Source organism: Enterococcus sp. DIV0703 (genome assembly GCF_051711065.1).
In the GTDB taxonomy this organism is placed as follows: Bacteria; Bacillota; Bacilli; order Lactobacillales; family Enterococcaceae; genus Enterococcus_B; species Enterococcus_B hirae.
Genome location: NZ_JBIOLX010000001.1, coordinates 593075 through 607138 on the forward strand (window position 1 = coordinate 593075; position 14064 = coordinate 607138).

A 14064-nucleotide genomic window follows, 5' to 3' on the forward strand; every position below is an offset into this window, starting at 1 on the left:
TTTACAATTACTAAAAAAAAAAAAGTTGAAAAGGCTTGCAAAAATAAAAGAAGGGTGCTATGCTTGGTTCAGATAATCGATGGATTGTTACTGTTCGGCAGGCAAAACCAGAATTCAACCTAAAGTACAGGGGGATTCTAGGTTTTTTTATTTTTTTTTATGAGAGGGCGAGGGAAAATGGTTATTGAAAAAGTCTTAAATAATAACGTCGTCATTTCAAAAAACGAACGAGGTGAAGAGATTATCTGTATGGGCAAAGGCCTCGCGTTTCAAAAAAGACCTGGTGATAGGATTGATAAAACAGCAGTTCAAAAAGAATTTGTTTTAAAAGATTCCTTAGCAACCAATCAATTTCAACAGCTGATGGCGGATGTCCCATTAGAAGAAGTAGAATTAGTCAAACAGATCGTTGATGTGGCGGAAGAACGATTAGGCGTTTCGTTGTCGTCAAATATTTATTTGACATTGACCGATCATATCCATTATGCGATTTGTCGAGCGAACGAAAATATCCAGTTACCAAATCCGCTTCTTTTTGAAACAAAGAAATTTTATCCGAAAGAATACTTGGTGGCCAAAGAAGTATTGCAATTGATCCAGAGAAAAGTTGGAGTCAGTCTACCGATTGACGAGGCAGGATTTATCGCTTTTCATTTAGTGAATAGCCAACAAGGAAATGGGGATATGCAAGTCACGATGACTGCAACGACGATCGTTAGAGATATTCTCAGCATTATTAGTAAGTTCTTTGGTGTGACATTTGACGAGGAATCGTTGAATTACCAACGAATCATCACCCATTTACAATTTTTTACACAACGCTATTTAAAAGGCGAAAGTTCGGATGAGCAGGATGAATTTCTCTATGCGCTCGTTCAAGGGAAATATCCAAAAGCCTTCCGCTGTTCGGAACGGATCAATGACTATCTCTTAAAAACGCAACAGGAACCAATGGGAGTCGCAGAACAAATCTATTTAACGATTCACATCCAACGTGTAGTGAGTGAAAAACAAAGTACCCAATCTTAAGGATTGTTACTGGTAAAGCAGGCAAAACCTAGATTGAAAAATAGGGCACGAATTTTCGTGACCGTTTTTTCAATCTAGGTTTTTTATTTGATTAAATCAACTAGAAAGAAGGAAAATAAGATGGATAATCAAGCAGTTGGTAAAAGAGTATGGGAGGCAGTCGGAGGTGAAAAGAATGTCAATAGTTTAGTACATTGTGCGACACGTTTACGTTTCAAATTAAAAGATGAATCGGTCGCAGACACACAAAAGTTAAAACAGGATCCAGATGTGATTCAAGTAGTACAAAGTGGTGGTCAGTACCAAGTAGTTATCGGTAGTAATGTGGCTGACGTTTACCAAGCAATCGTTGATGAGCAAGGTCTGACAGATCAATCAGGAACAGAGGATCAGTCAAAAAATCCTTTGAATCGCTTGATTGATATTATTTCTAGTATTTTCACGCCATTTTTAGGCGCAATGGCAGCTGCAGGGATCTTAAAAGGATTTTTATCTTTGGCAACGGTGTTAGGGTGGCTTTCTGCGGATACTGGGGCTTACCAAATTCTATTTGCAGCCGCAGATGGTGTCTTTACCTTTTTACCAGTGATGTTAGCTTTTACTGCAGCCAAAAAATTCAAAACGAACCAATTTTTATCTGTGGCAATTGCTATGGCGTTAGTTTATCCAGCAATCACGCAACTAGCTGGAGCTGGAGGGGCAGTGGATTTCTTTGGATTACCAATCGTGTTAGCTCAATCAGGTTACACATCTTCAGTGATTCCGATCATTTTGGCTGTTTGGGTCCAAAGCAAATTTGAACCGCTGGTGAAAAAAGTGATTCCACAATTTTTACAAATGATTTTTGTACCAATGATCGTTTTATTGGTGATGGTGCCATTAACTTTCTTACTATTAGGTCCAATCGGGACAGTTATCGGTAATGGGTTAGGTAGTCTATTTAATTCGATTTACAGCTTTAGTCCATTAGTTGCGGGCTTGATTATGGGAAGTTTATGGCAAGTGTTCGTAATGTTTGGGATGCACTGGGGATTTGTACCGATCATGTTCTTGAATATTGAACAATATGGGTTTGACGTCATGGTTCCAATGCTTTTACCAGCCGTTTTAGCTCAAGGTGGTGCAGCCTTAGCAGTGGCGATTCGTACCAAAGATACTAAGCTTCGTTCATTAGGTATTTCATCTACAATTACCTCACTTTTTGGCATTACGGAACCAACTGTTTATGGGGTAACTTTACCGTTAAAGAAACCGTTTGTCGTTGCTTGTCTGTCAGCCGGTATCGGAGGCGCAATGATTGGTTTTGCTGGTGTGAAAGCTTTCTCTAGCGGGTTAGTAAGCTTGTTAACGATCCCAACGTTTATTAGTACGAACCAAGCAGTTGAATCCAATGTGACCATGGCAATCCTTGCGACAGCTCTTTCATTTGTCTTAGCATTCGTAGGTACGCTGATCGTTGGATTTGATGAAACCGTCCAAGATGAAAAACTAGAAACAAACCAACAAACAACAGCAGGTGACACGATTAGTTCTGCTCGACATAATCTAAAAAGTCCTTTAAGCGGGAAAGTCCTGCCATTATCTGATGTTCCGGATAAAGTTTTCTCTTCTGGAGCGATGGGAAAAGGGCTTGCGATTGATCCGGAAAAAGGTGAATTGATTGCGCCAGCGGATGGGGAGATCACGACCATTTTCCCAACAGGTCATGCGGTTGGTTTAACAACGAAAGATGGGATTGAAATCTTGATGCATATCGGTATGGATACCGTTGAGCTTGAAGGACAAGGGTTTGAGACTTTTGTAAAACAAGGGGATCAAGTAAAAGCTGGTGATTTATTGGTTCGATTTGATATTGAAGCGATTAAAGCCGCTGGATACAGTGTGATCACGCCAATCGTTATTACAAATACGGAACATTTTGCTGATGTGTTGGAATTAAATCAAGAAGAACTGATTGCTAGTGAAGATTTTCTAGCAATTGTCAAATAAGGAGGAAATAGCAGATGACTACAAAGTTTTCAAAAGATTTTTTATGGGGTGGCGCTACAGCTGCCAATCAATTAGAAGGTGCTTACGATCAAGATGGGAAAGGGCTCTCAGTTGCTGACGCGATGCCTGGGGGGAAACAACGATTTGCAGTTATTGGCAGTGAAGACTTTGATTGGACGATCCAACCAGATAAATATACCTATCCTAACCATCAAGGGATCGACCATTATTATCGGTTTAAAGAAGACATTGCGCTTTTTGCTGAAATGGGCTTTAAATGTTATCGTTTCTCCATTGCTTGGACTCGGATTTTCCCTCAAGGAGACGAAGTAACACCGAATGAGAAAGGTTTAACGTTTTATGAAGAAGTGATTGATGAATGTTTGAAATATGGGATTGAACCTGTGATCACGATTTCCCATTACGAGATGCCATTAAATCTAGCAAAAAAATATGGCGGGTGGAAAAACCGAGAACTGATTGATTTTTACGAACGCTTTGCTAAAGTGGTGCTTGAACGATTCAGCGATAAAGTCAAATATTGGATGACGTTCAATGAGATCAATTCAGCTTTTCATTTTCCAGCTTTGAGTCAAGGATTAGTAAAAAGTAATGGTGCGGCTGATTATCAAAATATCTTCCAAGCATGGCATAACCAATTTGTAGCAAGTAGTAAAGCAGTAAAAATCGCTCATGAATTACGGGAGGATAGCCAAGTGGGTTGTATGATTATCTATGCAACGACGTATAGCATAGATGCTAATCCAATCAATCAAGTAGCTACATTGATCCAGAACCAAGAATTCAATTTCTTCTGTGCAGATGTTCAAGTACGGGGCAAATACCCGGCATACACAAACCGCACGTATGAAAAATATGGCGTAGATAGTGCCAAATTAGAACAAACGACTGAAGATTTTGAGTTGTTGCAAGCATATCCAGTCGACTATATCGGTTTCAGCTATTATATGTCTACTGCAGTCAACGAAACGGACCCAGATGCAGCGGCCTCAGCCGGTAATCTTTTAGGTGGAGTTAAAAATCCGTTCTTAGAAGCCAGTGAATGGGGATGGCAGATTGATCCAGAAGGGTTACGGATTGCATTAAACGAGTTGTACAACCGTTACGAAAAACCATTGTTTATTGTTGAAAATGGGTTAGGCGCAATTGATAAGGTAGAAGAAGACGGGCGCATCAATGACGATTACCGTATTGATTACTTACGTCGGCATATCGAAGCAATGGGAGAAGCTGTGGCTGATGGAGTAGAACTCATGGGATATACGCCATGGGGATGTATTGATCTGGTAAGTGCTTCGACTGGTGAAATGAGTAAACGTTATGGATTTATCTATGTTGATTTGGATGATGAAGGGAACGGAACCAAAAATCGTTCAAAGAAAAAATCTTTTGAGTGGTATCAAAAAGTCATCGCCACCAATGGAGAAGAACTGTAAGTCTGTATTCATGATAGAACCGTTGTTTACTAAGAAATTAAGAATAGTTCATTTCTGATAAAGAAAATAAGGTCATTTTTGACAAATCACTGTCGAAAATGGTCTTTTTTCTATTTGATCGAGCGATTCATTTTACTCTCGTTGTTCTAAAGAAAAAAATCACGAGATGTGGGAAAGTCTCACTTGTGTGCCCTGTCATAGAATGATAAAAAAATATCGGTTATTTTAAAATAATCATAGGGATTAGGAATGGAAGATGATATAATCTAAAATGAAAATGTGAAATAAATCACTATTGTTTTTGAAAAAATATGGGAAGTGTGGGTTTGAACATCTATGTATACACCAGAAGAAATTATGGATATCAGTATCCATCTTGGAACGAAAAAGATCCAAAAGCCAATTCTTGCGAAATTAATTCTAGGTTTTATCGGAGGAGCAATGATCTCGTTAGGTTATTTAGCCTACATCAGAGTTTCAGCTTCGATTCCAGAATCACTGGCGAGTTTAACTAGTTTAGTAGGGGCGGCTGTGTTTCCTATCGGACTATTGGTGATCCTGCTTGGTGGTGGGGAATTAATTACTGGAAATATGATGGCGGTTGCAATTGCTTTTATGGATAAAAAAGTAACTTTTTCACAATTAGTTAAAAATTGGACAATTATCACGTTAGCTAATATCGTGGGTGCCATTTTTGTTGCATATTTCTTTGGACACTTTGTCGGATTGACTCATTCAGGCGTTTATTTGGACCAAGTCATCCATATTGCTGATCATAAGATTGAAGCTTCTTGGTGGCAAGCACTTGGTTCGGGAATTGGTTGTAACTGGTTTGTCGGCTTAGCATTATGGCTATCCTATGGAGCAAAAGATGCAGCTGGAAAAGTATTGACTATTTGGTTCCCCGTAATGATTTTTGTTGCCATCGGCTTTCAGCATAGTGTGGCTAACTGCTTTGTGATCCCAGCCGCAATTTTTGAAGGACAAGCAACTTGGACAGAATTTCTCTTGAATTTTATCCCAGTTTATATCGGTAACATTGTCGGCGGTGCAATATTCGTATCAGGGTTTTACTATGCAAGCTATAAGCATCATTGAAAATAAGCATGTTGATCGATAAGTTAGAAGACTAATAAGAACATCGAAGTTTGCGTTTTGCTTACTTTGGTGTTTTTTGTAACTGATAAAATAATTTCTTCCTATTATAATTTTATAGATAAAAAAGAAGAACTATTGTCTTAATCCTCAATCCACCAACATAGCTAATCCATGTCGTTTATATTCTTTTTTTATTTTTTATGTGCTATGATTCTAGTAATAAAATCGAAAGGTGAAGTTATGAAAAGGACACGTGTACTATACCTAGAAGTTGCAGACAAGATCAAAGAAGATATCTTTTCAGGAAAGTATCCTGTCGGCACCATGTTGCCTACAGAAAATGAATTAGAAGAAATGTTTCAAGTAAGTAAGATCACGGTTCGTAAGGCCATTGAATTATTAGCAACAGATGAATATGTCGAAAAGAAAAGCGGACGAGGGACGACGGTAGTAAGTAATCGTCCATACAATCGTTTGTCAAAAGCGGCAAGTTTTACACAGATTCTAGAAAACTCACAACATACAGTTCACAAAGAAACGTTGGAATTAAAGAAAATCACTTTAAAAAAAGATCACCCATTATTTGCCTCTTTTGGTTCAACGGCTGTCTGTTTTAAGCGATTATACTACTTAAACGACCGTCCTTATATTTACTTTACGCATTATCTGCCAAGTGATTTGTTAGAAATCAAGCGCAAAGTATTTGATGAAGAGTCTTTATATCGTTTATTGACCCAAAAAGGTTATGCCATCGACTCCTTTGCCGATGATTTTTCCGCTGTGTTTCTAACAAAGGATGAACGGGAAATTTTAAAAACTACCTCAGAGATCGCGATTAAAAGAACGCGACAATCAAAGACTCACTTGGGGAAAACAATCGAATATTCAGAAGCAATTTACGAGACCAATCTGCATCCTTATCATATAGACTATGAAACATAAGGTTGTTTGAACGATGTTCTGCTTCAAGTAATAACGGCGAGCCTTAGAAAATAGCTTTTCATATTTTGTAAGGCTCGCCGTTATTACCGCAGAAGCAATCGTTCAAACACCGTCTATCAGGAGGTAAAAGCCTCAGGTTAAAGGCTTACCAGAAAATAGCTTTTCATATTTTGTAAGTACGCTCGTTATTACCGCAGAAGCAACCTTTTAAACACCGTCTATCAGGAGGCAAAAGCCTCAGGTTAAAGGCTCACCAGAAAATAGCTTTTCATATTTTGTAAGGCACGCCGTTATTACCGCAGAAGCCATCAGATACATGGGTCAAGATATTCGCAGGTGGTTTCTTGTGATGGGGGAAGGATTGTGTATTTTTAGGATAAGCTTCCTTAGAGAGTAGAAAAATTTTTACTATTTATAGAAATCGTTTACAAAGTTAGCATAATATGGTACGATTACTTTAATAAACATTATAATGTTATAAAAGGAGAGAGCGGCAATGGATAAGTTTGTAGGATTGATTGAACAAAAGATTATGCCAGTAGCTAACCGAATTGGAACACAGAGGCACATGACGGCAATTAGAAAAGGAATTATTGCAACGATGCCACTAACGATCGTCGGTTCATTTTTTACGATTTTACTGAACATTCCGATTGAATCTGTGGCAGCAGTGATAGAACCCTATCGGCAAATTTTGGATATTCCTTTTCGTTATACGATAGGGATTTTGGCATTATACGCAACATTTGGGATTGCTTCATCATTAGCAAAAAGTTATAAAGTTGATTCCTTGACGGCTGGTATATTAGCATTGATGTCTTTTCTGATCGTGGCAGCACCACCGACACAGGTAGTAGAAGACTTGGAAGGAATCACAGCAGGACGTTATATCAATATTGCGAATCTAGGATCAGGTTCATTATTTGGTGCCATTGTTACAGCAATTATTTCTGTCGAGATTTATCGTTTCTTCATTGAAAAGAAAATTACAATCAAGATGCCTGATGGGGTGCCACCAGAAGTGACAAACTCTTTTGTTGCATTGATTCCTGGAGCGGTGATTTTGATTTTCTTCTGGGTGATCCGCCATATGCTTGGTTTTGATCTGAATGGGTTTTTAAGTGAGTTATTGATGCCGCTAAAAGGCATACTTGCAGGGAATAGTTTGTTTGGTGGTTTATTAACAGTCTTCTTGATTTGTTTTTTCTGGGTTCTTGGGATTCATGGCCCAGCCATTATGGGACCAGTGATTCGCCCATTTTGGGATATTTCGATTGCTGAAAACATTGATGCTTTCAACGCTGGTGCGAATGCTCATAATATGCCGAATATTTTTACAGAACAGTTTTTACAGTGGTACGTGTGGATTGGTGGCGCAGGAACAACCTTGGCTTTAGTGGTTTTATTCATGTTCTCCAAATCAAAATATTTAAAGAGTTTAGGTCGATTATCGATTTTACCAGGACTATTCAACATCAATGAACCAATGATCTTCGGGGCACCGATTGTAATGAACCCGGTATTAGGGATTCCGTTCATTCTTGCACCGTTAGTAACGACTACTTTGTCATATGTCTTAACGGTTAGTGGTCTCATCCCAATGATGACGGCTCGGTTACCATTTGCTATTCCTTCGCCAATCGCCGCTTGGATGAGTACAAACTGGAGCGTAGCAGCTGGCGTGTTAGTTATTGCTAACTTCCTGATCACATTGGCTATTTATTATCCGTTCTTCAAAGTATTCGAAAAACAACAACTGGCTCGTGAAGCAGAAGAACAAGCGCAAGAAGAAGCACCAATGGTGACGGGCGTTACCGAGGAACAAGCATAATAAAAAATGGAGGTTAGTGGCTATGAAACGTGCACTAGGGATTTCACTTTACCCAGATCATAGTGATCCAATCAAAGACCAGGAATATTTGCAATTAGCACAACGTTATGGGTTTACCCGTATTTTTATGAGTATGTTAGAAGTAACGGAAGATCCCCTGATCGTAAAACAAAAGTTTCAAAAATTGATTCATTTTGCGAAAGAATTGGGATTTGAAACGATTTTAGATGTTGCTCCCAACATTTTTGAACAGTTGGACATTTCGTATGACGACTTAAGTTTTTTCCACGAAACTGGTGCAGATGGAATCCGTCTTGATTTAGGATTTGACGGCGGAAAAGAAGCTTTGCTGTCATATAACCCTTATCATTTAGCGATTGAGTTGAATATGAGTAATGATGTTGCTTATTTGGATAATATTTTGTCTCATCAAGCAAATAAACCCTTTCTCTATGGGTGTCATAATTTTTATCCTCAAGAAGGAACAGGCTTACCTTACCGATTTTTTGAGTCTTGCAGCCAACGATTTAAAAAACAAGGGTTACGAACGGCTGCTTTTGTTTCTTCTCAGGTGGGAACAATCGGACCGTGGGATATCAATGATGGGTTGACTACGTTAGAGATGCACCGTCATTTACCGGTCCATGTAGCAGCAAAACATTTGTTTGCTAGTGGGTTGATCGATGATGTCATTATTGGAAATGCCTACGCATCTGAAGAAGAGTTGCGTATGTTAGGAGAAATGGATCGCTATCAAACAGTATTTACGATCGAGTGGCAGACAGCTGCTCATGAAGTAGAACGACAAATTGTACTAGGAGAACAACATGTTCGTCGAGGAGATATCACTGAACAGGTTATTCGTTCCACTGAAGTTCGAAAAAAATATAAAGATGCAAAAAATGAAGCCCATGACAATGAAAATGAATTTCAAATTGGTGATGTAGTCATTGGAAATGATACATTTGGCAAATACAAAAATGAACTTCAAATTGTTTTAGAACCACATCGGGATGCAAGGAAAAATAAAGTTGGTGCAATTGTACCAGAAGAACATCTCTTACTAGATTTTATCCACCCATGGTCGAAGTTCAAATTTATAGAAAAGTAGGCGTTGTGATGTTCGATTTAGTGATCAGAAATGCTCGTAGATTAACTGGCGAAACAATGGATATTGGGATCAATAATGGAAAAATCCAGAAAATCGCAACAAGTATCCCAGAAAAAGGAAAAACAGAACAAACGTTGCAGCCAGGGCACTATCTTTCTGCTGGCTGGATCGATGACCATGTCCATTGTTTTGAGGAAATGACTTTATATTATGATTACCCAGACCAGATTGGTGTGAGTAAAGGGGTAACAACGGTTATCGATGCAGGAACAACAGGTGCCGAAAATATCCATCAATTTTATGAACGAGCAAAAAAAGCTAAAACCAATGTATATGCCTTGTTGAATATTTCAAAGTGGGGCATCGTAGAACAAGATGAATTAGCTGATTTAACCAAGATACAGGCGGATTTGGTCAAAGAAAAATTAACTGAATTTCCAGAATTTATCGTGGGAATCAAAGCCAGAATGAGCAAAACCGTGGTTGGGAATAATGGATTGACACCGCTGGAATGGGCGAAAAAAATTCAAAAAGAGAATCATCAAATTCCTTTGATGGTGCATATTGGCTCTGCCCCACCACATTTAGAAGAAATTTTACAGCTTCTGGAAAAAGGCGATATCCTGACCCATTGTTTTAATGGGAAAGATAACGGGATTATGGAGAAAGAAACTCATCAGATTAAACCGTTTGTCAAAGATGCCTTAGCCAAAGGGGTGATTTTCGATATTGGTCATGGCACTGACAGTTTTAATTTTGAGGTGGCAAAAGCAGCCTATGACCAAGGAATCAAAGCGGACTCTATTAGCACGGATATCTATATTCGTAATCGAAAGAACGGCCCCGTTTACGATTTAGCGACAACGATGGAAAAATTGCATTTTATCGGCTATTCCTGGTCAGAAATTTTAGAAAAGGTAACTTGTGTGCCGGCTAAAAATTTCCATTTAGGAACGAAAGGTCAGATAGAAGTAGGTTTTGATGCGGATTTTACAATATTTGAATTTGTTGACCAAGAAAAGATGATTACTGACTCGAATGGACAACAGCAAGTGATCGATCAACAAATCAAACCAGTTAGCGTAATTATTGGGGGAAAGAGTTATGAGTGTAAGTTATGATAAATTCAATTTAAAAGAAGTGATCAATGCTTCAGGCCGGATGACGATTTTAGGTGTTTCCAAAGTATCGGAATCTGTTTTGGCAGCGCAACGCTTTGGCGGCGAACATTTTTTTGAAATGTCAGACCTGAGTGAAAAAACGGGTGCTTACCTGGCGAATCTCTTAGCAGTTGAGGATGTTCAGATCGTTTCTTGTGCTTCTGCAGGTATTGTTCAAGCAGTGGCAGCGGTTATTGGCAAAGGAAGTCTAACTCATGTTTATCATCCTTATTCAACAACTATCAAGAAAAAGGAAATTATTTTACCCAAAGGACACAATGTTGATTACGGCACATCCGTTGAATTAATGATTCAACAAGGTGGGGGGCAAGTAATCGAGGCAGGTTATGCCAATATGTGTAGCACTGAACATCTTGAAAGCTGTATCACTGAAAATACCGCAGCGATTCTTTATGTCAAAAGTCACCATACGGTTCAAAAAAGTATGTTGTCAGTAGAAGAAGCAGTAGCAGTTGCCCAAAAACATGAAATCCCGTTGATTGTTGATGCAGCAGCAGAAGAGGATTTATTCAAATACACTAAACTAGGAGCGGACCTAGTGATCTATTCGGGTGCAAAGGCGATCGAAGGTCCAAGTGCAGGAATGGTGATTGGAAAGAATCCTTATATACCATGGGTGCGATTACAATCAAAAGGGATCGGTCGTTCGATGAAAATCGGTAAAGAGAATATTTTAGGGTTTACTCAAGCGGTCACCGATTATCTTGAACATGGCAGTGAATCTGGTGAGTCAATGAAGCACCGTTTACAACCATTTGTTGAAGAGTTGAATCACATTGATCATTTGTCAGCAACTATTGTTCAAGATCCAGCTGGTCGAGAGATTTATCGAGCGAGTGTTAAAATCAGTGATCGTTCTGCACATTCAGTTATTCAGGCACTAAAAGAAAAAAATCCAGCAGTCTATACACGAGATTATCAAGCGAATCATGGTATCATTGAATTTGACATACGTTCGGTCAATCAAGAAGAAATGCAAAAAATCATTGTTCGCCTGCAAGAAATCATGAATGAAACAAAATTATCTTGAGTGAAAAAGGAGAGAAAAAAATGTCACGAATTCCTAACTATTTACACGATCAAGTTTGTTTGAATGTTTTAGCTAATTCTGTTGAAAATGCGGTGGAGTGTTATGAAGCAGCTGAAGGACATATTTTGTTAGGGGTGCTTTCAAAAAACTATAAAACAGACGAAGCAGCGATTGCTGACATGAAAAAGTATCAAGCAGCAACGAATAATGCGCTATCAGTTGGCTTGGGAGCAGGTGATCCAAACCAGAGTCAAATGGTGACTCGTTTGGCAAAAGTCTTGCAACCACAACATGTGAACCAAGTATTTACTGGAGTGGGTGCTTCACGAGCTGTGTTAGGTCAAAATGAAACAGTGGTCAATGGATTAGTTTCACCAACAGGTAAAGAAGGGTATGTCAATATTGCAACCGGTCCTTTAAGTTCTCAAGGTACAGCAGGCGTAGTCACGATTGAAACAGCGATTCGCTTACTGCAAGATATGGGAGGAACATCAATCAAGTATTTTCCAATGAAAGGGTTAGCACATCAAAAAGAGTATGAGGCGGTAGCGCAAGCTTGTGCCACTTATGATTTTGCATTAGAACCAACAGGAGGAATTGATTTAACCAACTTTGAAGAGATCCTTCAAATCGCTGTCGATGCCAAGGTGAAAAAGATTATTCCTCATGTCTACAGCTCGATTATTGACCCTGAAACGGGCAATACGAAGCCAGAGGATGTCCGGACATTACTACAAATCATGAAAAAAGTTGTCAGCTAAGATGAAAAAAGGTGAGAAAATGAAATTTGGGGCATTCGGAGAAGTGATGTTGCGATTGACACCTCCAGAACACTTGATGCTAGAACAAACCCATACATTAAGACTGGCATATACCGGAACAGGTGTGAATCTAGTTGGTAATCTAGCTCATTTTGATATGGAGAGTTATCTATTGACGGCTCTGCCCGATAATCGCTTAGGCAGTGCTGCATTAGCTAACTTAAAAAGTATCGGTGTTGAAACGAAGTATGTAATCCAACAAGAACAACATATCGGTACCTATTTCGCAGAAATGGGGTATGGTGTTCGTCCTACTGAAGTTACTTACCAAAATCGAAAACATAGTTCTTTTGGATTGTCTCAAGAAAATGACTATGAATTACAGGCGTTTATTGAAACAGTAGATCTTGTGCATATTTGCGGGATCAGTTTGAGTTTGTCTGATCAGTGTGCCGAAACAGCGATTTCTCTTGCCAAGAAAGCACATGCTCAGGGAAAAAAAGTATGTTTTGATTTCAACTTTCGGCCAACATTGAACCAGGAACAAGATCAAAGAAACATCTTGAAACAACGCTATGAGGAAATTTTACCTTATTGTACGATTTTATTTGGCTCGATCCGTGATTTGACGGAATTATTAGAATGGCGAACAAGCGATTCAACGAAAAATCCTATCGCCTATATCCAATCCTTTTTAGCTTATTATGACATCGAATGGTTTGCTGGTACGAAACGAACCAGCCATGAAGGAAGAAAACAATTAAAAGGATATTTGATCACCGTCACAGAAGACGCTGAAACACCTTTTTACGAGTTATTTGTTTTAGACCGAATTGGTGCAGGGGATGCTTTTGCGGCTGGGATATTATTAGGATATGCGGACAACTGGTCATTGACTAGAACCGTCGAGTTTGCAACAGGAAATGCTCGTTTGGCTCACGCAATCCAAGGAGATGTTCCGCTCACAACTAGAAAACAGGTTCAACAATTACTAGATGCGCCAGATGTCGATTTGATTCGCTAAGAAATAGTCTTGCGATGAATGGACGAAATAAAATGCATCGGAGCGTTAAGAAAGTCTTGAAATGGGAATCAGTGTTTCGAGACTTTTTGACATCGTCTGAAATATTAAAAGTTAGCTTTTAGTAGATAGCAGATCAGCCAAGAGTTTATCAAGCAGAAGGTAAAAATCCAGAAAGGATTGAATAGAGTTGCAACTGTAGCGGTCGTTTTAGATCGCTAACTTTCTCTGTTGTTTTTAGGGTCTAAAAGAAGGAGAAATATTTTTGACAAAAATCTGGGAGAAAAACAGTACAGTTTTTTGTAGGTTTTCGTTTTCTCTTGACTACCACGTAAGCGATCAGTATTATAAGGAACAGATAGAAACAGCCGAATAAAAAAGGCACCTCCATTTCTAGTGGCAGCCAGAAACAGAGGTCTTGAAAAAGTCAACCACATTGACCAATCAAGTTTGCCATAGTCAATGGAAACCATCAACTTCGTTTATTGTATCGAATCTTAAAGGAGAAATCTACCTTTTTTGATGAGAAAAATAGATGAATTACATGTGTTTTATTTACTGTGCCATAAATGGATTGGATACGATGTGTCCAGTCCATTTTTTTATCCAAAAAC

General features: G+C 38.8%; 11 protein-coding genes. All 11 read left to right on the plus strand.

Annotation, left to right across the window (positions count from 1 at the left end):
- Positions 1–177 precede the first annotated feature (177 nt).
- The 11 genes from licT to IGK81_RS02800 all read left to right on the plus strand — a co-directional run bounded on the left by licT (position 178) and on the right by IGK81_RS02800 (position 13453).
- The gene (gene licT / locus IGK81_RS02750; RefSeq protein WP_010738350.1) at positions 178–1029 is read left to right on the plus strand and encodes a BglG family transcription antiterminator LicT; all 852 of its coding nucleotides are present in this window, start codon (positions 178–180) and stop codon (positions 1027–1029) included.
- 120 nt (positions 1030–1149) lie between these two features.
- The gene (locus IGK81_RS02755; protein WP_034699718.1) at positions 1150–3018 is read left to right on the plus strand and encodes a beta-glucoside-specific PTS transporter subunit IIABC; all 1869 of its coding nucleotides are present in this window, start codon (positions 1150–1152) and stop codon (positions 3016–3018) included.
- Positions 3019–3032: 14 nt separating this feature from the next.
- Positions 3033–4475, plus strand: a complete 1443-nt coding sequence (locus IGK81_RS02760) for a glycoside hydrolase family 1 protein (RefSeq protein ID WP_034699721.1) — start codon at positions 3033–3035, stop codon at positions 4473–4475.
- A 336-nt stretch (positions 4476–4811) separates the two neighbouring features.
- Positions 4812–5573 (plus strand): formate/nitrite transporter family protein, encoded by a 762-nt coding sequence (locus tag IGK81_RS02765; protein WP_010719935.1) that lies wholly within the window; start codon positions 4812–4814, stop codon positions 5571–5573.
- Between the two features lie 240 nt (positions 5574–5813).
- Positions 5814–6515, plus strand: coding sequence for a GntR family transcriptional regulator (locus IGK81_RS02770; RefSeq protein ID WP_010719934.1), 702 nt, complete (start codon positions 5814–5816; stop codon positions 6513–6515).
- A 496-nt stretch (positions 6516–7011) separates the two neighbouring features.
- Positions 7012–8346 carry a PTS sugar transporter subunit IIC gene (locus IGK81_RS02775; protein WP_034699724.1) on the plus strand — a complete coding sequence of 445 codons (1335 nt, stop codon included), beginning with the start codon at positions 7012–7014 and terminating at the stop codon, positions 8344–8346.
- 22 nt (positions 8347–8368) lie between these two features.
- On the plus strand, positions 8369–9457 hold the full coding sequence (locus IGK81_RS02780; RefSeq protein WP_034699727.1) for a DUF871 domain-containing protein: 1089 nt from the start codon (positions 8369–8371) through the stop codon (positions 9455–9457).
- Positions 9458–9465: 8 nt separating this feature from the next.
- A complete protein-coding gene (locus IGK81_RS02785; RefSeq protein WP_034699842.1) occupies positions 9466–10578 on the plus strand; it encodes an amidohydrolase/deacetylase family metallohydrolase in 1113 nt (370 codons plus the stop codon).
- On the plus strand, positions 10562–11668 hold the full coding sequence (locus tag IGK81_RS02790) for a DgaE family pyridoxal phosphate-dependent ammonia lyase (protein ID WP_010738345.1): 1107 nt from the start codon (positions 10562–10564) through the stop codon (positions 11666–11668). Before IGK81_RS02785 ends, IGK81_RS02790 begins: the two co-directional genes overlap by 17 nt.
- Before the next feature lie 20 nt (positions 11669–11688).
- Positions 11689–12429 (plus strand): 2-dehydro-3-deoxy-phosphogluconate aldolase, encoded by a 741-nt coding sequence (gene dagF, locus IGK81_RS02795; protein WP_010738344.1) that lies wholly within the window; start codon positions 11689–11691, stop codon positions 12427–12429.
- Positions 12430–12448: 19 nt separating this feature from the next.
- Positions 12449–13453 carry a sugar kinase gene (locus IGK81_RS02800; RefSeq protein WP_034699846.1) on the plus strand — a complete coding sequence of 335 codons (1005 nt, stop codon included), beginning with the start codon at positions 12449–12451 and terminating at the stop codon, positions 13451–13453.
- Positions 13454–14064: the final 611 nt, after the last annotated feature.